Annotated in this window: 18 protein-coding genes; 8 read left to right on the forward strand and 10 right to left on the reverse strand. The window is 66.5% G+C overall.

Annotation, left to right across the window (positions count from 1 at the left end; genetic code table 11):
* Window positions 1-134: 134 nt before the first annotated feature.
* Window positions 135-1,454: a fumarylacetoacetase gene (fahA, locus tag DVB37_RS24010; RefSeq protein WP_120156980.1), complete on the forward strand. Its 1,320-nt coding sequence runs from the start codon at window positions 135-137 to the stop codon at window positions 1,452-1,454.
* Window positions 1,455-1,613: 159 nt separating this feature from the next.
* Here fahA and DVB37_RS24015 read toward each other — a convergent pair whose 3' ends face one another.
* Window positions 1,614-3,509, reverse strand: a complete 1,896-nt coding sequence (locus tag DVB37_RS24015) for an LTA synthase family protein (RefSeq protein WP_120156981.1) — start codon at window positions 3,507-3,509, stop codon at window positions 1,614-1,616.
* Between the two features lie 266 nt (window positions 3,510-3,775).
* Window positions 3,776-4,504 carry a FadR/GntR family transcriptional regulator gene (locus DVB37_RS24020; protein ID WP_046805065.1) on the reverse strand — a complete coding sequence of 243 codons (729 nt, stop codon included), beginning with the start codon at window positions 4,502-4,504 and terminating at the stop codon, window positions 3,776-3,778.
* A 127-nt stretch (window positions 4,505-4,631) separates the two neighbouring features.
* On the opposite strand from DVB37_RS24020, the gene DVB37_RS24025 reads away from it, so the two are divergent.
* The 5 genes from DVB37_RS24025 to DVB37_RS24045 all read left to right on the forward strand — a co-directional run bounded on the left by DVB37_RS24025 (window position 4,632) and on the right by DVB37_RS24045 (window position 9,307).
* Entirely contained in the window at window positions 4,632-5,480 is an 849-nt protein-coding gene (locus DVB37_RS24025) for an NAD(P)-dependent oxidoreductase (protein WP_120156982.1), read from the forward strand.
* Between the two features lie 8 nt (window positions 5,481-5,488).
* On the forward strand, window positions 5,489-6,373 hold the full coding sequence (locus DVB37_RS24030) for an SMP-30/gluconolactonase/LRE family protein (protein ID WP_120156983.1): 885 nt from the start codon (window positions 5,489-5,491) through the stop codon (window positions 6,371-6,373).
* Between the two features lie 111 nt (window positions 6,374-6,484).
* On the forward strand, window positions 6,485-7,462 hold the full coding sequence (locus DVB37_RS24035) for a TRAP transporter substrate-binding protein (RefSeq protein ID WP_046805068.1): 978 nt from the start codon (window positions 6,485-6,487) through the stop codon (window positions 7,460-7,462).
* A 7-nt stretch (window positions 7,463-7,469) separates the two neighbouring features.
* Window positions 7,470-8,033 carry a TRAP transporter small permease gene (locus tag DVB37_RS24040; RefSeq protein WP_082134494.1) on the forward strand — a complete coding sequence of 188 codons (564 nt, stop codon included), beginning with the start codon at window positions 7,470-7,472 and terminating at the stop codon, window positions 8,031-8,033.
* A complete protein-coding gene (locus DVB37_RS24045) occupies window positions 8,024-9,307 on the forward strand; it encodes a TRAP transporter large permease (protein ID WP_046805069.1) in 1,284 nt (427 codons plus the stop codon). Before DVB37_RS24040 ends, DVB37_RS24045 begins: the two co-directional genes overlap by 10 nt.
* Here DVB37_RS24045 and DVB37_RS24050 read toward each other — a convergent pair.
* From DVB37_RS24050 to DVB37_RS24070, 5 genes are all read right to left on the reverse strand, one after another.
* Window positions 9,259-10,080, reverse strand: a complete 822-nt coding sequence (locus DVB37_RS24050; RefSeq protein WP_120156984.1) for a phosphatase PAP2 family protein — start codon at window positions 10,078-10,080, stop codon at window positions 9,259-9,261. The two genes, DVB37_RS24045 and DVB37_RS24050, sit on opposite strands and share 49 nt — an antisense overlap.
* Window positions 10,081-10,152: 72 nt before the next feature.
* Window positions 10,153-11,496 (reverse strand): HAMP domain-containing sensor histidine kinase, encoded by a 1,344-nt coding sequence (locus tag DVB37_RS24055; RefSeq protein WP_120156985.1) that lies wholly within the window; start codon window positions 11,494-11,496, stop codon window positions 10,153-10,155.
* Window positions 11,493-12,206, reverse strand: a complete 714-nt coding sequence (locus DVB37_RS24060; RefSeq protein WP_046805072.1) for a response regulator transcription factor — start codon at window positions 12,204-12,206, stop codon at window positions 11,493-11,495. The genes DVB37_RS24055 and DVB37_RS24060 overlap by 4 nt, the downstream gene beginning before the upstream one ends.
* A gap of 49 nt (window positions 12,207-12,255) precedes the next feature.
* Window positions 12,256-13,671, reverse strand: coding sequence for an FAD-binding oxidoreductase (locus DVB37_RS24065; RefSeq protein WP_104141949.1), 1,416 nt, complete (start codon window positions 13,669-13,671; stop codon window positions 12,256-12,258).
* 97 nt (window positions 13,672-13,768) lie between these two features.
* On the reverse strand, window positions 13,769-14,398 hold the full coding sequence (locus tag DVB37_RS24070; RefSeq protein ID WP_104141947.1) for a BPTD_3102 family carboxylase-like protein: 630 nt from the start codon (window positions 14,396-14,398) through the stop codon (window positions 13,769-13,771).
* Window positions 14,399-14,719: 321 nt separating this feature from the next.
* Between DVB37_RS24070 and DVB37_RS24075 the strand changes: the two genes are divergently transcribed.
* A complete protein-coding gene (locus DVB37_RS24075; protein WP_046805075.1) occupies window positions 14,720-16,114 on the forward strand; it encodes a phosphomannomutase/phosphoglucomutase in 1,395 nt (464 codons plus the stop codon).
* Window positions 16,115-16,122: 8 nt separating this feature from the next.
* Window positions 16,123-17,676 (forward strand): glucose-6-phosphate isomerase, encoded by a 1,554-nt coding sequence (gene pgi, locus DVB37_RS24080; protein WP_120156986.1) that lies wholly within the window; start codon window positions 16,123-16,125, stop codon window positions 17,674-17,676.
* Between the two features lie 95 nt (window positions 17,677-17,771).
* Here the strand turns inward: pgi and DVB37_RS24085 are convergent, their stop codons facing one another.
* From DVB37_RS24085 to DVB37_RS24095, 3 genes are read right to left on the reverse strand one after another with little or no spacing between them, the layout of a single operon-like run.
* A complete protein-coding gene (locus tag DVB37_RS24085) occupies window positions 17,772-18,914 on the reverse strand; it encodes a glycosyltransferase family 4 protein (protein WP_046805077.1) in 1,143 nt (380 codons plus the stop codon).
* Window positions 18,911-20,068 (reverse strand): glycosyltransferase, encoded by a 1,158-nt coding sequence (locus tag DVB37_RS24090; protein WP_120156987.1) that lies wholly within the window; start codon window positions 20,066-20,068, stop codon window positions 18,911-18,913. The genes DVB37_RS24085 and DVB37_RS24090 overlap by 4 nt, the downstream gene beginning before the upstream one ends.
* Window positions 20,065-21,180 carry a glycosyltransferase family 4 protein gene (locus tag DVB37_RS24095; RefSeq protein ID WP_120156988.1) on the reverse strand — a complete coding sequence of 372 codons (1,116 nt, stop codon included), beginning with the start codon at window positions 21,178-21,180 and terminating at the stop codon, window positions 20,065-20,067. The genes DVB37_RS24090 and DVB37_RS24095 overlap by 4 nt, the downstream gene beginning before the upstream one ends.
* Between the last annotated feature and the right edge of the window lie 2 nt (window positions 21,181-21,182).

The raw sequence follows: 21,182 nt of genomic DNA on the forward strand, positions 1-21,182 counted from the left end.
GATCCACGCTCACGGCGATGCGCGCAAGCGCATCGCCGTTTGGTATTTGATTTTGGCATTTGCTTTTGGCGCACACCCGCCGGCGTTCCTCCGGTTTACGGCCATCCACACACACATCAACGAGACACGCAGCCATGACCACCACCATCAACGAAACCCACGATCCGTCCTTGAAAAGCTGGGTTGCCAGCGCCAACACCGGCACGTCCGATTTCCCGGTGCAGAACCTGCCCTATGGCACCTTCCGCCGCAAGGGCACGAACGAATCGTTCCGCCCCGGCGTGGCCATTGGCGACCAAATCCTGGACCTGGCCGCGCTGGCCGCACAGAAGCCATTTGAAGGCCTGGCCGCCGACGCCCTGGCCGCCTGCAACAGCGACAGCCTGAATGCGTTGATGGCGTTGGGCCACGCCCACTGGAGCGCCCTGCGCCTGGCGCTGTCGCGTGCCTTGCGCGAAGGCGCCGCGCTGCGCGCCACCGTCGAACCGCTGCTGGTGCCGCAAGCCGACGCCGAGCACACCACCCCCGCGCGCATCGGCGACTACACCGATTTCTACATCTCGGTGCACCACGCCACCGCCATCGGCAAGCAATTCCGCCCTGACAACCCGCTGCTGCCCAACTACAAGTGGGTGCCCATCGGCTACCACGGCCGCGCATCCAGCATCGGCGTCGACCAGAAGTTTCCGCGCCCCGTGGGCCAGACCCGCCCGGCCAACGAAGGCGACACGCCGCAGTTCGGCCCGTGCGCCCGCCTGGACTACGAGCTTGAGCTGGGCATCTTCGTGGGCACCGGCAATACCCAGGGCGACCGCATCGACCTGGCCGACGCCGACCAGCACGTCTTCGGCCTGTGCATCCTGAACGACTGGTCCGCGCGCGACATCCAGGCTTGGGAATACCAGCCGCTGGGCCCCTTCCTGTCAAAGAACTTCGCATCAACGATTTCGCCGTGGATCGTCACGATAGAAGCGCTGGAGCCCTTCCGCACGCAATACAACCGTGGCCCGGCTGAACCGCAGCCGATGCCGTATCTGGCCTCGGACGCGAACCGCGCCAAGGGCGCCTACGATGTGCAGCTGGAAGTGCTGATGACCACCGCGCAGTCGCGCGAGGCCAAGGCGCCGCCGGTCACGCTGTCGCGCAGCAACTTCCGCGACGCCTACTGGAACGTGGCGCAGCTGATCACGCACCACACGGTGAACGGCTGCAACCTGCAACCGGGCGACATGCTGGGCACGGGCACGCTGTCCGGGCCGCAGCCGTCGGAAGCCGGTTCGCTGCTGGAATTGAGCCAAGGCGGCAAGACGCCGATCGACCTGCCCTGGGGCGAAAAGCGCACGTTCCTGCAAGACGGCGACCAGATCATCATGCGCGCCGCATGCCAGAAGGCGGGCTATCCGAAGATCGGTTTCGGCGAAGCCTCCGGCGTGGTGTTGCCGGCCAAGCTGTAAAGCAAACTCCGACGCAAACCCCGCGCGGCGCAAGCGATCACGCGCGCGCTGCGCCGCGCGGGGCACATCGTCAAAAACAAGAAAGGCCGCTCTGTTTACCGGGCGGCCTTTCGTTATTTCATGCCGTCGTTGCCCAGGCATCAGGGCTTCAACGCGCCATCAAGGCAGTCGGTATTTTTCTTCGCGGTAAACCCAGCTTGCCCACAGCGCATGCGCTAGCGCTTCTTCAGTCAAGGCCGGGTCCGCGGGCTCGACGGGCGCATAGACTTCGTCCTTGCCCACCGGCGCGGCTTCGTATCGGAATTCGCGCGGCGCTTTCTGTGGCTCCAGCACCAGCAGCTTGTCACCTTGCAAATAGCCGAAGTTGTCGGCGTACTGCATCATTGCGCGGTTCGGATCGCGCTGCGTCAGGTCGGCGCCCAGCATCGGGTTGACGTTGTCCAGCCCGATCAACGACAGCAGCGTGGGCGCCATGTCGATCTGGCTGACCAGGCGTTCGTCCTGGCGCGGCGCGATGCCGGCGCCCAGGAACAGCGCGGGAATCTGGAAGTGGCGTACCGGCACCGGTATCGACCCATACACGCGCGAATCGTGATCGGCAATCACCAGGAACACGGTGTTGTCCCAGTACGGCGCCTGCTTTGCCTTTTCAAAGAACTGCCCCAACGCCCAGTCGGCGTATCGCACCGTGTTATCCACCGTGGCCGGGTCGCCCACCGGCTTGATGCGGCCTTCGGGGTATTCCCACGGCGAATGGTTCGACACCGAAAACGCCAGCGTGAAGACCGGCTTGTCGCCATCCGCGCGCAGCAGGCGGTCGACCTGATTGAACATGTCTTCGTCGGACGCGCCCCATGACCCTTCGAACACCGGGTTCACGAACTTGGGCCGGTCCACCACTTCATCAAAGCCGTTGCCCAGGAAGAACGCGCGCATATTGTCAAAGTGCGACTCGCCGCCATACACGAAGCGCGAGTGGTAGCCGTGCTTGCCCAGCACCTGCGCCAGCGTGAAGAAGCCGGTTTGCGAACGTGGCAGCTTGACCACCGCGTCAGCCACGCTGGGCAGGAAGCCCGCCGTTACCGCTTCGATGCCGCGCACCGAGCGCGTGCCGGTGGCGTAGGCGCGATGAAACATCCAGCCTTCCTTGGACAGGCGGTCGATATTGGGTGTCAGGTCGCGCCCGCCCAGGCTGCCCACGTACTGCGCGCCCAGGCTTTCCTGCAAGATGATCACCACGTTCAGCGGCTTGTCGCGCCGCACCGTGGCTTTTTGTTCGTGCAGGCTGGGATAGCGCGCATCCAGCGGCGCCCCGGTCAGGCCGGCTTTCTCGCGCACGATGGCGTTCATCTGGTCCACCGGCATCCGTGGATACATCGCGGCCGACGAGCGTTCGTCGCGCATGCGATAGGCCGCGTCGAACACGCTGTACAGCGAATTCAGCGCCAGGGCATTGACCATGGAATCTGAACTGAACGCCACCTTGGCCGGGTTGATGGGCCGGTGTTCCAGCGTGCCGCGCGCGCCCAGCACCACCAGCGCCAGGATCACGAAGGACGCAATCGGCCGCTTCCACCACGCCATGAATCCATCGCGCGAACGCGTCGGAAACAGCTTGAACGCCAGCCATGCCGCCACCACCAGCACCACGAACGCCGCCAGCAGCACGCCCTTGTAGCCCTGCCACAGCATCGACCCCACTTCCTTGGGATTGAGCAGGTAAATGAAGTAAAGCCGGTTCGGCCGCGTGTCGTATTCCGCGATGAACTGCGGCGTGGACACTTCCAGCAGCACATACAGCATCCACCAGACGCGGAACCACCACGCGGTAATCGTCGCGGCCAGCGGGCGATGCCCAAACCACGGCGACAGCACCGCGGGCAACGCAATCACCATGGACAACAGGCAGACGTCGATGCGCAGCCCGCCCAGCAATACCGGCCCCAAGCCGCCGGCCGCTTGCACGCGGTCCCACATCCAGAATGACAGCCCCAGCCGCGACAAAGTCAGCAGCACCAGGACGGCCAGGATGAATCGAAGTGTCAGGCGACGCATGCGGCGGCCCTCCGCAAGAGGCGAAGCGCGTTCGCCACCGGTGATGAAAGAATGCCGCTGTTGATGCCGAGCAAAGCCATGCCGTCTCGTAGTCCGAAATGAAAACGGGCAAAGATTAACGCGGTTTTGGGTACACGGCCGGGAGATTCGCAACGGTTCGCGACGGCCGGCAATGGCCGGCAATCGCTTAAACGTTGTACGACATCGTATTTCGCGCCACGCCGCGCGGTCGGCTTGCCGTACGGGCTGGTGGGGTACGTATCTGTCTACTGGGCGCGGCGCAGGCGTTCGCGGCTGTTGCTCAGGTGCGTGCGCATCGCCGCGCGCGCGGCTTCGGCATCCTGGCGCATGATCGCGCTGTAGATGTCTTCGTGTTCCAGGTTGACGCGGGCCAGATAGGCCGCGCGGTCTTCGTGCGCGAACTTGGCCGAATTGATGCGGGTGCGTGGAATGATCGCCGACCCCAGGTGCGACATCAGGTCGGCGAAATAACGGTTGTCGGTGGACTGCGCCACCAGCAGATGGAACTGGAAGTCGGGCGTGATCGTGTCGCCGCCAACGTCCAGCGCGGCTTTGAACAGGTCAAGCGCGCGTCGCATTTCCTGCAACTGCACGTCGCTGCGCCGAATGGCGGCAAGGCCCGCGGCCTCGCTTTCCAGGCAAATACGCAGCTCTAGCAGCACCAGCACATCGCGCACCGTGGCGATGTCGGCCGGGTCCACCCGAAAGTCGACGCTGCCGCTGGGCTCCAGCGCATACGTGCCCACGCCGTGATGCGTTTCGACCAGGCCCGAGGCCTGCAAGCGCGACAGCGCTTCGCGCACAACGGTTCGGCTGACGCCAAACTGACGCATGATCTCGGATTCGGTGGGCAGCTTGTCGCCAGGGCGGATTTCGCCACTGCGTATGCGTTCGGAAATGCTCTCGACCAAGCCTTGAGCCAGATTCCGGGGACGACGCTGCGGCAAGACAGGAGTATCGACAGGAGCGTTCATCAGGGTTAATCCGAAAATGAGTACAAAGGCTTGACGCTGAAATTTGCGGCTAATTATACTTTGCGCAAGTTGTACGACAACGTACCAGATACGTTCCCACTCCGCACCTTCTACCGAGCGTTGCGACATGAGCAGAACCGTCAACCCGCCGCCAGCGACCACCCGCTGCCAGCGTCTATTACTCACCGGCGCCGCCGGGGGCCTGGGACAAGTGCTCCGTCCCCGACTCAAAGCATTCACCGACCTGCTGCGCATATCCGACGTGGCGCCCATGGCCGCCGCGGGCGATGGCGAAGAAGCCGTCCCGTGCGATCTGGCCGACGCCGCCGCCGTGTCGTCGCTGGTGCAGGGCGTGGATGCCATCGTGCACCTGGGCGGTGTATCGGTTGAACGCCCGTTCGAACAGATTCTTCCGGCCAACATCCAGGGCGTCTACAACCTGTACGAGGCCGCCCGCGTGCACGGCGTGCGGCGCGTGGTGTTCGCCAGCTCGAACCACGTCATCGGCTTTTACGAACAGGGCCAGCAACTGGACGCCAACGTGCCGCTGCGGCCCGACGGCTATTACGGCCTGTCCAAAGCCTATGGCGAACATCTGTCGCGCTTTTACTTCGACCGCTACGGCATCGAAACCGTGTGCCTGCGCATCGGTTCGTCGTTCCCCGAACCCAAAGACCGCCGCATGCTGGTTACCTGGCTCAGCTACGACGACCTGACCGACCTGGTCACGCGCGCGCTGTTCACGCCCGACGTCGGGCACTTGATCGTCTATGGCGCGTCCGCCAACCGAGACAGCTGGTGGCGCGACGACGCCGCAAAGGTGCTGGGCTTTGTGCCCAAGGATTCCTCCGAGGTCTTCCGTGCGCAGGTCGAAGCGCAGCCGCCGCTGGCCGCCGACGATCCGGTTGCGCGCTACCAGGGCGGCGCGTTCGTCAAGGCCGGCCCGTTCCCCTTCCCCCCGGTTTTCACCAAGTAGGCGCCCCCATGCCCGCAATCGCCGAACGCGTTGGAGACATGCTGTGCGGCGTCGGAGAAAGCCCGGTCTGGCGCGCCAGCGACCAGACCTACACCTGGACCGACATTCCCAACAAAACGCTGTGGCGCTGGTCGCCCGCCAGCGGTGAATTCGCGCAATGGGCGCTGCCGCGGATGGCGGGCTGCATCGCCATGCGCGGCGCGGGCTGGCTATTGGGGATGGAAGACGGCGTGTACGAATGCGACGCGCTGCTGCCCGATGCACCTTGCCACCCGCGCCTGCTCGCACCGGTGGCACACGCCGCGCCCGGCATGCGCTTTAACGATGGCCGCAACGATCGGCAAGGCCGCTTCGTGGCGGGCACGATGGTGATGGACATGGGCCGCGCGCTAGCGGCCGGCCGCCTGTATCGCTATAGCGCCGGCGCGCGCGACCTGACCGTGCTGGCGGATGACCTGATCGTGCCCAATGGCCTGGCATTCAGCCCGGACGGCAAGACGATGTACCTGTCCGATTCGCATCCGTCGCGCGCCTTGGTGTGGGCGTTTGATTACGACGTGGACAGCGGCACCCCTCACAATCGCCGCCCCTTCATCGCCGCCTTGCCCGCCGGCCGCCCCGACGGCGCCGCGGTCGACGCCGACGGCTGCTACTGGATTTGCGGCAACGACGCCGGCCGCGTCTACCGCTACACGCCCGACGGCCGGCTGGACCAGACCTACACCGTTTCCGCCCGCAAGGTCGCCATGTGCGCCTTTGGCGGCGCGGGCATGGACACCCTTTTCATCACGTCGATACGCCCTGCCGACGCCGCCCCCGGCGCGCTGGACGGCGCCGTGTTTGCCCTGCGCCCCGGCGCGCGGGGCCTGGAGGAAACCGCAAGCGCCGGCTAGCACCCGACCGGGGCGGCATTAACGCGCCCCACGCAACGTAGGTCTGTACACGAAGAGCTTCGAGGCCGTCCTGGCCCATAACGAAACGCCGTACTCCAACCGGAGGTAGACATGCTGCGCCCCACCCTGACCCGCGCCATCCTGGCGGCGGCTGCCTTGCTGACCCTTGTTCCCCTGGCCAACGCGGCCGAGCTGCGATCCGCCGACATCCATCCCGACGACTATCCCACCGTGCAAGCCGTGCGCCAGTTCGGCGAACTGGTCAAGCAACGCACCAACGGCCGCATCACCGTCAAGGTCTATGCGGGTGGCGCGCTGGGCAACGAAGACGATTCGATCGAACAGGTCAAGCTGGGCGCGCTGGCCATGGCGCGCGTGTCCAGCGCGGCCATGCACAACATCTGCCAGACCACGCGCGTGCCGTCGCTGCCGTTCCTGTTCCGTTCAAAAGAACATCTGCACAAGGTGCTGGACAGCGAGATCGGCGATCAGATCCTGCGGTCTTGCGAGGCGGCCGGCTTTGTCGGGCTGGCCTGGTACGACAGCGGCTCGCGTTCGATGTACACGCGCAACAAGCCCGTCAAGACGCTGGCCGACGCCAAGGGCATGAAGATCCGCGTGCAGCAGTCGGACTTGTCCGTCGCCATGGTCGAGGCCATGGGCGCCAACGCTACGCCCATGCCGATGGGCGAGGTCTATACGTCGTTGAAGACGGGTCTGGTGGACGCCGCCGAAAACAACTTCCCCAGCTACGAAAGCGCGCATCACTACGAAGTGGCGAAGTACTACGCGCTGACCGAGCACACCATGACGCCGGAGATCCTGATCTTCTCCAAGCGCCAGTGGGACAAGCTGGCGCCCGAAGACCAGAAGATCCTGCGCGAGGCCGCGCGCGAATCGGTGCCCTTCATGCGCAAGCTGTGGGACGAACGCGAACAAAAGTCGCGCGCCATCGTCGAGAAGGCGGGTTCGCAGATCGTGGACGTGGACAAGGCGTCTTTCCAGGGCGCGATGAAGCCGGTGTACGACCGCTTTGTCACCACGCCAGAAATGAAAGACCTGGTCGCGAAGATCCAGGCTGTCCAGTGAGGGCGACATGTTGGCCACACCCACGAATGAAACCGGTGTAGCAGCGGTGGGCCGGGCGCAAGCCCTGGCCGGCCCGCTGGACGCCTACACGCGCGGCTGCGCCCTGCTGGCGCGAGCCTGCATGTGGACCAGCGTGTTCGGGCTGGTCTGCCTGATCATCGCGGTCAGCTTGCAGATCTTCGGCCGCCACGTGCTCAACAGCACGCCCACCTGGGCCGAAAGCCTGGCGCTGCTGCTGGTGCTGTACGTCACCATGCTGGGCGCGGCGGTTGGCGTGCGCGATGCGGGCCATATCGGCTTCGAGTCGCTGCTGGAAGCGCTGCCTGCCGGCGGGCAGCGGCGCTTGCGCATCTTCATCCACCTGCTGGTGCTGCTGTTCGGCGTGCTGATGGCCTGGAACTGCGGCGTGCTGGCGGAATCGGTACACGCCTACAAGATCCCCAACCTGGGCATCTCGAACGCCTGGAAGTACATCCCCGCAACCCTGTCGGGCACCTTGATCGCGCTCTTTTCGCTGGAGCACATCATCGCGATCCTGCGCAACCATAAGGTGGTACCGGCATGGCGCTGACACTGCTTTCGTTTACGTTCATGGGCTTTTTGGTGATCGGCGTGCCGGTGGCCTTCGCCATCGGCCTGTCGTCCATCACCGCGATCATGGTCGAGGACCTGCCGCTGGCCGTGGCGTTCCAGCAGATGACCTCGGGCATGAACGCGTTCTCGTTCCTGGCCATTCCCTTTTTCATCTTCACGGGCGAGCTGATGCTGTATGGCGGCATCGCCGACCGCATCGTCAACTTCGCCAAGTCGCTGGTGGGGCATGTGCGCGGCGGGCTGGGCATGTCCAACGTGGTGGCTTGCACGCTGTTCGGCGGCGTGTCGGGCTCGCCGGTGGCGGACGTGTCGGCCATGGGGTCGGTGATGATCCCGATGATGAAGCGCGAGGGCTATCACGCCGACTACGCGGTCAACGTCACCACGCACGCGGCGCTGGTGGGCGCGCTGATGCCGACCAGCCACAACATCATCATCTACACCTTGGCGGCGGGCGGCAAAGTATCCATTGCCGCGCTGATTGCCGCCGGTGTCGTGCCCGCGTTGATCCTGACGCTGTGCAACCTGGCCGCCGCGTATTTCGTGGCACGCAGCCGGGGCTATCCGGCGGGCACCTTCCCCGGCTGGCACATCGTGTTGCGCTCGCTGGTGGCCGCCACACCGGGGCTATTCGTGGTGGTGCTGATCATCACCGGCATTCTCAGCGGCGTGTTCACCGCGACGGAATCGGCCGCGGTGGCGGTGTTGTACGCGTTGGCGCTGACGGTGTTCGTGTATCGCTCGTTGACCTGGGACCAGTTCGTGCGCGCGGCCAGCAAGGCGGTGAAGACGACGGGCGTGGTGTTGCTGCTGATCGGCATTTCGGCCACCTTCGGCTATCTGATCAGCTTTTACGGCGTGGCCGAAAAAACCGGCGAGTTGATGGCCTCGATATCGACCAGCCCGTGGGCCATCTTCCTGATGGTCAACATCATCCTGTTCGTGCTGGGCACGTTCCTGGACATGGCCGCCACCATCCTGATCTGCACGCCCATTTTCCTGCCGATCTGCATGCAGTACGGCATGGGGCCGGTTCAGTTCGGCATCGTCATGTTGCTGAACTGCGCGCTGGGCTTGAACACGCCACCGGTGGGCACCACGCAGTTTGTGGGTTGCGCCATCGGCGGGGTATCGGTGGGGACGGTCATGCGAACGATCTGGCCGTTCTATGGCGCGCTGCTGGCCGCGCTGGCGCTGGTGACCTACGTGCCCGCGTTCTCGCTGTGGCTGCCGGGCGTATTGCTTAACTGATCGCGCGACAAGCGGGACGGGCCGGATGGACCGGGCCGTTCCGCATCGGCCCGGCCGCCGGCATGCCGCCTGACGATCAGCGGCATGAAGAACAGCGCGGCCAGACACCACAGCAGGGTCGCCGACCACAGCGTCTGGCTCAGGAAATGCGCGCCCTGCAAAATGCGCACCACTGAAAACAGCACGCCGGCCGACACGCCCATCGCCAGGCCCCACCAACGCCATGCAGGCCGTTTCAGCGCCCAGCCGAAAAAGTACAGGGTCAACATTGAATACCCCGCGCCCGCATGGCCGCTGGGCAAGGCGCCGCCCGCCCTGGCGCGTACCCACGTCCACCAGTGCAGCGGATACGGCGTGTAGCCGCCCAACGTCTCCAGGTCGTAAGGACGCGGCAGCGTCGTGTGGTGCTTGAGTTGATTGACCAGTACCTGTCCGACCAGGCATGTGGCCGCCAGCGCCAGCGCGGCGCCGCGCCACTGTCGCCACGCCGGCACGCGAAAGCTGGCGGCGACCACACCGACAGCGGCCAGGGCCACGCCGATGGGCAGCACCAGCACCAGGCGATGGCCCAGCATTTCCAGCAATCGGTTGGTGTGTAGGGGGAAATCGTTCAGCACCGGGCTGAACAGCGCATGCGCAATGCGCAGATCCAGTCCCGACACGTTGGTCCACCAGGCGGCGGCCGCCAGGGCCAACGTCACGCCGATCAGTTGGCTGCACAAATACCAGGCAAGCGTGGGCGCACGCGCCGGGAACAGCGGTGGGGACGGCATGGTGGCAAGGACCAGGGGACGGTTCGGGGAATCGCTGAGGTTAGCGCCCCGAAGGTCGAATAATCGTCAAATTCAGGTCTGTGTTTGCGGCGCAACAGCGGTGGAATGCGCGTCGAACCGCAGCAGGAACCGGGTGCCGCGCGATGCCGGCTCGCGCGACGATTCCACGGTAAGCAGCCAGCCCTGCATGTCGCAGACGCGCTTGGCGATGGCCAGCCCCAGGCCGCGCGCCGTCTCGTGCTGGCCGGCGGCGACCGTGTCGCGCATGCGGCCGCTGTAATAGCGGCGGAACAGGAAAGGCAGGTCGTCCGGCGCGATGCCCTTGCCATCGTCGCTCAGTTCCAGCACGTCAGGCGCGCGAAACGTGGCGGTCAGCGTGGCCGGCGCGGCATGCTCGACGGCGTTGCGCACCAGGTTGCGCAGCACCGTCAACAAGGCGTAGCGATCCAGTGTCAACACATGGCCGGAGGCAATCTGATTGTCGAAACGCAGTTCGGCCAGCGCGCCCTGGGCCTCGTAGCCGCGCCAGGCGTCCTGCATGCATTCGGCGATGTCGACGGGCGCGGGCGGAAGCAGCTGGTCGCGCGCCATGGCGCGGGCGCTTTCCAGGCACACGATCACGTCGTCGACGTTGTCCACCACACGCGTCAGGCGCTCGCGTTGGTCGGCCGTCAACGCCTGGGTCAGCAGCATCAGCTCGCTGTCCGAGCGGATGGCGGCCAGCGGCGTGCGCACTTCGTGGCTGAGGTTGCCGGCGAATTCCCGCTCGCGCGCGATGGACCGGTCGACCTGGTTCTGCACGCGGTTAAAGGCTTCGATCAGGCGGCCGGCCTCGTCATCGCGGGTCACGGCCATGTCTGGCGCACCCGGCGCCCAGGTGGCCAGCCGGTCGGTCAGGTCCAGCAGCGGCCCCACCGCCACCCCCGCCACGCGGCGCGACAAGGCGTAGGCGCCCACGACGCAGATGGCGCCCACGCCCAGCACAATCAAGCCGAAATCATGGACGCGTTCTTCGTTGTCGGTGGCGTCGTACAGCAGGTACACCTTGCCCCGCCCCGTGTCGGCCACCATTACGTGCCAGGTATAGGCTTCGGGTTCGATCAGGTGCAGCCCGTTATCCAGTTCCAGCACTTCGTCGGGTATGCCGGCCGGGCGCTGCCCATCCACGCTCATCCAGGCGCGCATCGACCCGCCAAGCTCGCGCACGCCGCCGCGCGGCAGGAAGTCGTCGCTGCTGCGCGCATGCTGCACCAGGCGGTCCATTTCGGTGTTCAGGATGTCGTTGACCAGGTCGTCTTCCATCTGGTCAAACGTCAGGTAGGCCAGCAGCGCCAGCGCCGTCACGAATAGCGCGACGGTGCCGGTCAGCGCCCACACCACGCGCTGGGTCAATGTGCCGCCCGTGGCGCGCGTCATGGACATATTCCGTTCAGCGTCAGCCGCCAGCCAGTGCCGTGCAGCGTTTCGATGCCGTCAAAACCGGCGTCCGCCAACGCGCGGCGCAACAGGTGCACCTGGCTGCGCAACGCGTCCGACGACGGGGGTTCGTTGCCCCACAACAGCGATTCCAGTTCTTCGCGCGCGACCACGCGGCCGGGGTCCCGCATCAGCGCGTCCATGATCAGGCTGGCCTTGCGCGTCAGATGCACGGGCTGGCCGTTGACCAGCACGCCCCGGCTGCGCGTGTCGTACTTGAGCGGACCGAATTCGCGCACCGCGTCCACCGTCGCCCCCTTGGCGCGCTGGATCAGCGCCAGCAGGCGGGCTTCGACTTCAAGCAGCGCGAAGGGCTTGGTCAGGTAATCGTCGGCGCCATGGGAAAACCCCGCCAGCTTGTCTTCCAGGCTGTCGCGCGCCGTCAGCATCAGGACGGGCACGTCGGCGCGCATGTCGGTGCGCAGCGTGTGCAGCACCGCGTTGCCGTCCATGCCCGGCAGGCCGATGTCCAGGATCAGCGCATCGAAGCGCTGCGCCTTCAGGCGTTCCAGGGCGGCGTGGCCGGTGTAGGCCACGTCGGGCAGGAAGCCGCGCGCCTCCAGGAATGAATACAGGTTGCCGGCGATGATGTGATCGTCTTCAACGATCAGCACCCGGTGATTTGCTCCCGCCGCGGGGCTGACTGCCATGTTGTGGGCTCCCTGTTCAGTAGATCGCAAGTGGCGGCGCAAGCGCGCGCTAGGCTTGCAGGACCTTACCCGGATTCATCAGCCCTTGCGGGTCCAGCGCGCGCTTGATGCGGCGCATCAGCGCAAGCTCTACCGGGCTTTTGTAGCGCGGCAATTCGTCGCGCTTGAGCTGCCCCACGCCGTGCTCGGCGCTGATGGAGCCCTGATGCGCATGCACGCTGTCATGCACCACGCCATAGATCTCGCTTTGCAAGGCCAGTAGCTCGGCTTCGGTCTGGCCGGGCGCATTGGCGACGTTGTAATGCAGGTTGCCATCGCCCAGATGGCCGAAGATGACGTGCCGCACGCCGGGAAAGCGCGCTTGCAGCAGCGCGTTGGTCTTGTGCACGAAGCCGGCGATGGACGAGATGGGAATGGACACGTCGTGCTTGACGGACTTGCCCAGCTCGGCTTCCGCCAGCGGGATGCTTTCGCGCAGGTGCCACAGCGCCCGGCTTTGCGCGACGTTGGCGGCGATGGCGGCGTCGTGGATCAAGCCGGCGTCGATGGCCTCGCCCAGCACGGCCTCGAAGCGTTCGCGCGCGTGGGCCTCGCTTTCACTGTCGGACAGTTCAAGCAGCGCGAACCACGGCGATTCGGCGGAGTCGCCTTCGAAGGGCAGGCGCTGTTGCGGGAACAGGCGCACCACGCCTTGCAGGCAGGCGTTGCTCATCAGTTCGAAACCCGTCAGCGCGGCGCCAAAGCCAGCCCGCGCGCGGGACAGCACTTCAACCGCCTGGTCGATCGTGTCCAGGGTCAGCAGCGCGGTGCAGCTGGCAACGGGCCGGGGAAACAGTTTCAACGTGGCGGCGGTGATGATGCCCAGCGTGCCTTCGCTGCCGATGTACAGGTCGCGCAAGTCGTAGCCGGTGTTGTCTTTGCGCAGGCCACGCAGGCCATCCCAGATTTCGCCTTCGGCCGTCACCACTTCCAGGCCCAGCGTCAGGTCGCGCGTATTGCCGTAGCGCAGCACCTGCGTGCCGCCGGCATTGGTGGCCAGGTTGCCGCCGATGGTGCAGCTGCCTTCGGCAGCCAGGCTCAGCGGAAACAGCCGGTTCGCGCCCGCGGCCGCCTCTTGTACGGCTTGCAGGATGCAGCCCGCTTCGACCGTGATGGTGTCGTTGTCGGTATCCACATTGCGCACCGCCGTCAGGCGGCCCGTGGACAGCACGACGGCGCGGCCGGTGTCGTCCGGCGTGGCGCCGCCGCACAGGCCGGTGTTGCCGCCCTGGGGCACCACCGGCACGCCGTGGCTCAGGCACAGCTTCACGGCGTCGGCCACTTCCTGAGTGGAGCCGGGCCGGATCACCGCCAGGGCCGACCCGCGATAGCGGCGGCGCCAGTCCAGCACATAGGACGCGGCGTCCTCGCCGGTCAGCACATTCGTGAAACCCAGCAGGGACTGAAGATCGCTCAACAATGTCATAGGCGCCGCACAAGAAGGGGCCTGGGCGCGCCCAGGCACGGGTCTAGGGATGTGCGGGCTATTGTAGGGGTTCAAGGGCGCGGGCTGAAGCGCCGCGCTAGCCGACGGCCTGATCCAGCCGCGTGCCCGTCAGGCCGGAACAATAGGCGCGCGAGGCGATGCGGTTCATGAGGAAGGCGCGGTCGGTGCCGGCCGGGCCGGGCATTTCAGACAACGCCCGGTAGGCGCGGCGCAATGCCTCGCCCCGCGTGTCGCCGCAGACCAGCAGGCGGGTGCAGGGCAAGCGGCGGTCGACGCAGCCGTCGATACGCATTTCAAGCGCATGCGCGCCAACGGCATCAGGGCTGGCCACGATGGAGCCGGCATGCGGTTGCGCTTCGGCGCCAATCACGCGGAACACGCCACTGCGGTCGTCCAGGGAAAATGCCACGGCGCCCATGCCTTGCCAGTTGCGGTCTCGGGCGACGTCGGCGGCAATGGTGCGCAACGCGGTTTCAATCGAAGACGGCAGATGTGGCGCCGGGCATTCGGCGATCAATACGCGGGCCTCGCGCCAGACGCAGCGTTCCCACGCGCGGCCGGCGACCATTTCGCCTGTCTCGGAAACAAATACATGGATATCAAGCCGGCGTTCACGGCCCGCAGCCGGCCCGGCGTAGTCCGTGGGAGGACCGCGCCGGCTGCTGGCGCCCCCCGATGACATCACAGTAGAAACTTTGGCACCCATGGCCTCTCCCGGTCTTTCTGCTTGCAGCGCAAGCGTATCACCTTCCCATGACAAGCAATTTGTGGGCCATGCCGCCGCAGCCCGTCGCAGATTCGAACCGACCCCGCCCGCGCACCGGATCAAAGCGGCACGCTACGTGCTACGCACCATTTCAGGGCGGGCGCCACCCTTAAGACGCCCTACTGCTCCCGTCGGATGAGGCGCATGCGCCGATGGGGGATAATTCACTTTTCTTGCTTAACCCGGTCGGGTTTTGATATACGGGTTTACCACTAGACCCATCAAAACCAGCGCTGCAACCTTCTTCTTCAAGGAATCGTCGTGGGCAACAACAACACGCAATTTCCCGCTTCCGTCTTCAAAGCGTATGACATTCGCGGCACTGTGCCGGACCTGATCGATGCAACGTTCGCCCGCGCGCTAGGCGTGGCGCTGGCCGCCCGTGCACGCGAAGAAGGCGTGCAGACCCTGGTGGTGGGCCGCGACGGCCGCCTCAGCAGCGAAATGCTGTCCGATGCCTTACAGGAAGGCATGCTGGAAGGCGGGGTCGATACGCTGGATGTTGGCATGGTGCCCACGCCGCTGGTCTACTTCGCGGCGAACATCATGCAGACCGGTTCCGGCGTGGCCATCACCGGCAGCCACAACCCGCCCAAGTACAACGGTTTCAAGATGATGATGGGCGGCCGCGCCCTGTATGGCGACGAGGTACAGGCCTTGGGCGCCGCCATGAACGGCGCGGCCTCGGCCCCGGCTGAACGCGCCGGCGTGCGCCGCCAGCTGGACCTGGTCGCCGCCTACATCGCGCGCGTGGCCTCGGGCGTGAAGCTGGCCCGCCCCATGAAAATCGCCATCGACTGCGGCAACGGCGTGGCCGGCGCCGTGGCGCCGCAGCTGTTCCGCGCGCTGGGCTGCGAAGTGACCGAACTGTTCTGCGAGGTGGACGGCACGTTTCCCAACCACCACCCGGACCCGGCCGAACCCAAGAACCTGCAAGACCTGATCAAGTGCGTGGCCGAAACCGACTGCGAACTGGGCCTGGCCTTTGACGGTGACGGTGACCGCCTGGGCGTGGTCACAAAATCCGGACAGATCATCTGGCCGGACCGCCAGTTGGTGCTGTTCGCGCGCGACGTGCTGGACCGCAACCCCGGCGCCACCATCATTTACGACGTCAAGTGCAGCCGCCACGTGGGGCTGTCCGTGGAAGCCGCCGGCGGCGTTCCGCTGATGTGGAAGACGGGCCATTCCCTGGTCAAGGCCAAGCTGGCCGAGACCGGCGCGCCGCTGGCCGGCGAGATGAGCGGCCACATCTTCTTCAAGGAACGCTGGTACGGCTTTGACGACGGCCTGTACACCGGTGCGCGCCTGCTTGAAATCGTGTCGCGCCAGGCCGACGCCTGCGCGCCGCTGGAAGCGTTGCCACAGGACGTATCCACGCCCGAGCTGAAGCTCGAAATGGAAGAAGGCCAGCCCTTCGCCCTGGTCAAGGGTTTGCAGGACCACGGCCAGTTCCCCGACGCCCGCCGCGTGCTCACCATCGACGGCGTGCGCGCGGAATACGCCGACGGCTTCGGCCTGGCCCGCCCGTCCAACACCACGCCCGTTGTCGTGCTGCGTTTCGAGGCGGAAAACGCCGAGGCGCTGGCCCGCATCCAGGCCGACTTCCGACGCGAACTGGGCAAGCTCGCACCGGAAGCGACATTGCCGTTCTGATTGCGTCCATGTCGCTATCCAACAGCCCGGCCTGGCAACAATTCTCGGCAGCCGCCAAGGCCGCGCCCCTGCGCGGCGAGCAGCTCAGGGTCGTCAACGCCCCGGGCCTGCGGCTGGACCTGAGCACCCAGCCGCATTCGCCGGCCTTGCACGCGGCGTCCGAGGCGCTGCTGGCGCAGCAGAACTTCGACGCCGCCCGCGCCTTGTTGTTCGACGGGGGCCACGCCAACTGGACCGAGGGCCGCGCGGCCTGGCATACCGCCCTGCGCGCGCCCAACCCGCCCGCCCCGGTGGCCAAGATGGTGCAGGCCGAACGCGACCGCTTGCGCGAATTTGTACGCGAAGCCGATCGCGCCGACCGCTACGGCTACGTGCTGCACCTGGGCATCGGCGGCAGCGACTGGGGGCCTCGCCTGGTGACGCGTGCCTTGCGCCATGGCGGCGCCCGGCGCGAAGTGCGATTCGCGTCGAATGTGGATTCGCATTCCGTCGCCGACGCCATGAGCCGCCTGGACCCGCACGACACGCTGGTCATCGTCGCGTCCAAATCGTTCACCACGACCGAGCCGCTGGCCAACGCCGAAGTGGCCATGAACTGGCTGCGCGAAGCCGGCGTGGCAGACCCGATCAAGCAAGTGGTGGCGATTACCGCCAACGTGGAAGCCGCGCTGAACTTGGGCATCCTGCCCGACCACATCTTTCAGATCTGGGACTGGGTGGGCGGCCGTTATTCGTTGTGGTCCGCCATCGGCCTGCCCATCGCGCTGGCGCTGGGCAACGACGCGTTTGACCAGTTGCTGGCGGGCGCGGCGGCCATGGACGAACATTTCCGCACGGCGCCCCTGGCGGAGAACGCGCCGGTGCAGATGGCGCTGGCGGGCGTCGTCAACCGCAGCGTGCTGGGCTATGACTCGTTGGTGATCGCGCCGTACGATTCACGGCTGTATCACCTGGTGCCGTGGGCGCAGCAGTTGGAAATGGAGTCGCTGGGCAAGGTCGCAACGGCCGACGGCAGCCCCGTCGACGTGCCTACGGGGCCCGCGATCTGGGGCATGTCGGGCACCGATTGCCAGCACACGTTTTTCCAGTGGATGCACCAGGACGCGATGGGTGCACCCGTGGATTTCATCTTGTGCGAACAGCCGGACCACGCCTACGCCCGCCATCACGAACTGCTGATTGCCAACTGCCTGGCGCAGCGCTCGGCGTTGCTGCGCGGCAAATCCCTTGACGACGCGCTGGCGGAGACGTCCGCCACCGAAAGCGATCCGGCGCGCGCGCGATGGCTCGCGCAACACCGCGTTCATCCTGGCGGGCGCCCGTCTACGCTGATCGTGTTGCCGCGCCTTGAGGCCTACACGCTGGGCGCGTTGCTGGCGATGTACGAACACAAGGTGTTCACGCAAGGCGTGATCTGGGGCATCAACCCGTTCGACCAGTGGGGTGTGGAATTCGGCAAGGCGCTGGCCAAGGGCATCATGCGCGAGCTGGATTCGCCGCAGCCCAGCCAGCAGGACCCGTCGACTCGCTTCTGGATCGACGCGATCGCGCGGCGGCAATAGGCGGACAGCGCGGCAGCGCGGGACGCTGCCGGCGCTCGACATGGCACGGGCTGGGATTGCCGGATACTGGCCGCGCGTCGGTGGCGGCCTACGGGCTAGCCGCCAGCCGCGCGCCGCCCCAGCGCGTCGTACAGCTCAACATGCACGCGCGCAACCTGACGGATATCGAACTCGCGTTCGGCCAGCTCGCGCCCCGCCGTGCCCATCGCTTGGCGCAGCACGGCATCATCCGCCAAACGCGCGATGGCGTCCGCCAGCGATGCGGCATCGCGCACCGGCACCAGCAAGCCGGTCTTGCCGGGGTCGATGGCATCTCGGCAACCGGGCACGTCCGTCGTGACCACCGCGCGCCCGCAGGCCGCGGCTTCGATCAGCGATTTGGGCAGCCCTTCGCGATACGACGGCAGCACGGCGATATGGCTGGCGGCGTACAGGTCAGCGATGTCCGAGCGCTCGCCCAACGCCTGCACCGCGCCTTCGCGCTGCCAGGCCTCCACCTCTTCTTGCGTGGCCGACGTGGGGTTGCCCGCGTCCACCCCGCCCACCAGCTGCATCGTGACGGGCACGCCGCGCTTGCGCAGCAGCGATGCCGCATCGACAAATTCGCGCACGCCTTTGTCGCGCAACAAGCGCGCCACCATCGTGACCACGACGGGCGGCGACGGCGGTTCGGGCGACGCGCGATAGGCGTCCAGGTCCACCCCCGCGCCACGGATCATGACGACCTGCTCGTCGCGCACCGCGCCCAGGGACTTGAGCAGGTCGCGATCATTGGCGTTCTGAAAAATCACTCGGCTGTTCGGATGGCCCAGCGCCACGCGGTACAGACGCGCCACCACGGCGCGCACCAGGCGCATCTTCAATGAGTTCGACAGGAACACGAAGCCCAGCCCCGAGATCGCCGCCACCATGCCCGGCACGCGGGCCAGCCGCGCGGCAATGCCGCCGTACAGCACCGGCTTGATCGTGACCAGGTGCACCACGTCCGGGCGCACGCGGCGAAACAGGCGCACCAGCGCGCGCAACGTGCCCAGTTCCTGCAAGGGATGCTTGCCGCTGCGCGTCATGGGGATGGCGTGATGCGTCATGCCCAGCGCCTGAATGTCGGCCACCGCCGGGCCATCCATCGTGGCCACGTGCACGTCATAGCCCGCCTGCTGCGCCGCCAGCGCCACCGGCACGCGGTGCGACATGAAAAACGCGGGGTTGTTGACCACAAACATCAGGCGGCGACTCATGCCTTGGCTCCAGAAATACGGCGCCATACGGCGATGTAACGTTGCACCATGCGTGCCAGATCAAAGTTTTCCAGCACGCGCGCGCGGCCGGCTTCCCCGGCGCGGCCCGTGCCCCGAGCGGCCACATCGCACAGCGCGGTTTCGATGCCCCGCGCCAGCGCTTCGGCTTGTTCGGGCGGCACGACGACGCCGGTGTCGGCAACGATGTAGGCGGCGTCGCCCACGTCGGTCACCACGCAATAGACGCCGCACGCCATGGCCTCGGCCACCACATTGGGAAAGCCCTCGGCGCAGCTGGACAGCACATGCAGGTCCAGCCCGTTCATCACGGCGGGCACGTCGTCGCTGGGGCCGGCCAGGATGAGGCGGTCGCGCAGGTTCAGCTTGTCGATCAAGGCAGCCAGTTCGGGGTTGTCGGGCGTCATGCCGCGTCCGACCAGCACGCAGCGCAAGCCGCCGTCACGCCCGTCGCGCACCAGCGCGGCCACGGCGCGCAGCAGGTTGGCGTGATCTTTCAACGGGTCCCAGCGGGCCACGCTGCCGATCACGGGCGCGTCTTCGGACAGGCCCCATTGCGCGCGCATGCGCGTGCGGGCCTGGGCGTCCGGCGCATAACGCGACAGGTCATAGCCATTGGAAATGACGGCCATGCGGTCGCGCCGGTAGCCCTTTTCGGCATGGCGTTCGGCGGCGTTCTGCGCCGCGCACACGATGGCGCGCGGCACGCTGCCGGACAACAACGCGCAAGCGCGCAAGACGATGCGCGCCGACCGGCTGCTGCGTTCCAGGTGTTCGCCGGAATTGCGGATGCCCCAGGCAATGGCGCGCACGCCGGCCAGCCGCGCGGCCAGGCCACCGATCAGGTCGGCGTGATACATCCAGGTCTGCACAACGTCGGGACGCGTGTCGGCGATCAAGCGGCGCAGCGCCATGAAACCGCCCAGGCTGACGCGGCCGCGCTTCATGCCCAAGGCATGCACCGCGACGCCGGCATCGCGCAGGCGCTGGCCGTAGATGCCTTCATCGGTCAAGGACACGACGGTGTGCGACACACCCGCTTCCGGGTACGTCGCCAGACGCAGCAGCACGGATTCCGCGCCGCCCTGGCCCAGGCCGGTGATCACGTGCAGCACATGTAATGCCGGGGTGCTCATCGCCCCTCCCGCACCGCGTCGAACAGTTCGTCCCATTCCGACAGCACGCTGGAAAGCGCATAACGCTGGCGTACGGCGGACGCGCCGCGGTCGCCCAATTGCCGACGCAAGAGCGGGTCGCTCATGATGCGTTGCAAGGCGTCGCGCAAGGCATCGCGGTTGCCGGTGGGCACCAGCAGGGCGTCCTGCCCGTCGCGCGTCATTTCGCGCGGGCCACTGGGGCAATCGAAGGCCACACACGGCAAGCCCAGCGACATGGCTTCCAGCAGCACGTTCGGAAACCCTTCCACCAGCGAGCTAAGCACGAAGGCCTGGCCACGCGCCAGTTCTTCCCACGGAGTTTCGGTACGGCCTGGCAGGCTGACCCGCGCTTGCAGGCCCAGCTTGGCAACCTGCGCTTCCAGCGCCGCGCGTTCCGGGCCTTCGCCCCAGATGCGCAGGTTCCAATCAGGATGCGCTGGCGCCAACTGCGCGAACACGTCGATCAACAGATCGAAGCGCTTATCGGTCACCAGGCGGCCCATGGCCAGCAGTTCGCGTGGGCCGTCACCGTCGTGCTGGACCACGCGCGGTGCTTCAAGCAAGGGCGCGGGCAAGGGGTTGGGGATGACAGCCAGGCGCTTGATGCCCGGCACCTGGCGCGAGAACGGGGCGGCGGTGTCTTCGGCCTGCACCGTCACCATGTCGGCGCGCGGATACAGCAGCCGGCGCAGCCGGCGCCACACGGTGCCCGTCGTGGTCTCGGCCACGGGGTTGGTGCGTTCGCAGACGATCAAGGGCACGCCCAGGCCCCGCGTGGCCAAAATGGCGGCCACGTTCACGTTGGTCAGGAATGACACGACCACATCGGGCTTGGTGTCGCGGATGTGTTTGCGCAGGGCCATCAAGCGCTTGAACGCCGCCATCGCGCCCGAGGCGCGGGTGCCGGCGATATCGGCCAGCCAGGCCAGCTGGACCTTGTCGGACAACGGATAAAAGCACGTGCCCTTGGACGAATAAGTGGGCGTCAACGTGACGGTATCCCCGCGTTCGGCCCATGCATTCACCAGCGTGGCGGCCACCCGTTCGGCGCCGCCCGCGTGCATGGAACTGACCAACATCAGAATTCTCATAC

Source organism: Achromobacter sp. B7 (assembly GCF_003600685.1).
Classification (GTDB): domain Bacteria; phylum Pseudomonadota; class Gammaproteobacteria; order Burkholderiales; family Burkholderiaceae_B; genus Achromobacter; species Achromobacter spanius_B.

Coding starts and splice junctions, on each gene's coding strand:
- DVB37_RS24055 (WP_120156985.1), bottom strand. CDS start 11,496: ATGACGCGCGCCACGGGCGGCACATTGACCCAGCGCGTGGTGTGGGCG.
- fahA (WP_120156980.1), top strand. CDS start 135: ATGACCACCACCATCAACGAAACCCACGATCCGTCCTTGAAAAGCTGG.
- DVB37_RS24035 (WP_046805068.1), top strand. CDS start 6,485: ATGCTGCGCCCCACCCTGACCCGCGCCATCCTGGCGGCGGCTGCCTTG.
- DVB37_RS24045 (WP_046805069.1), top strand. CDS start 8,024: ATGGCGCTGACACTGCTTTCGTTTACGTTCATGGGCTTTTTGGTGATC.
- DVB37_RS24050 (WP_120156984.1), bottom strand. CDS start 10,080: ATGCCGTCCCCACCGCTGTTCCCGGCGCGTGCGCCCACGCTTGCCTGG.
- DVB37_RS24065 (WP_104141949.1), bottom strand. CDS start 13,671: ATGACATTGTTGAGCGATCTTCAGTCCCTGCTGGGTTTCACGAATGTG.
- DVB37_RS24030 (WP_120156983.1), top strand. CDS start 5,489: ATGCCCGCAATCGCCGAACGCGTTGGAGACATGCTGTGCGGCGTCGGA.
- DVB37_RS24095 (WP_120156988.1), bottom strand. CDS start 21,180: ATGAGAATTCTGATGTTGGTCAGTTCCATGCACGCGGGCGGCGCCGAA.
- DVB37_RS24085 (WP_046805077.1), bottom strand. CDS start 18,914: ATGAGTCGCCGCCTGATGTTTGTGGTCAACAACCCCGCGTTTTTCATG.
- DVB37_RS24040 (WP_082134494.1), top strand. CDS start 7,470: ATGTTGGCCACACCCACGAATGAAACCGGTGTAGCAGCGGTGGGCCGG.
- pgi (WP_120156986.1), top strand. CDS start 16,123: ATGTCGCTATCCAACAGCCCGGCCTGGCAACAATTCTCGGCAGCCGCC.
- DVB37_RS24060 (WP_046805072.1), bottom strand. CDS start 12,206: ATGGCAGTCAGCCCCGCGGCGGGAGCAAATCACCGGGTGCTGATCGTT.
- DVB37_RS24020 (WP_046805065.1), bottom strand. CDS start 4,504: ATGAACGCTCCTGTCGATACTCCTGTCTTGCCGCAGCGTCGTCCCCGG.
- DVB37_RS24070 (WP_104141947.1), bottom strand. CDS start 14,398: ATGGGTGCCAAAGTTTCTACTGTGATGTCATCGGGGGGCGCCAGCAGC.
- DVB37_RS24015 (WP_120156981.1), bottom strand. CDS start 3,509: ATGCGTCGCCTGACACTTCGATTCATCCTGGCCGTCCTGGTGCTGCTG.
- DVB37_RS24025 (WP_120156982.1), top strand. CDS start 4,632: ATGAGCAGAACCGTCAACCCGCCGCCAGCGACCACCCGCTGCCAGCGT.
- DVB37_RS24090 (WP_120156987.1), bottom strand. CDS start 20,068: ATGAGCACCCCGGCATTACATGTGCTGCACGTGATCACCGGCCTGGGC.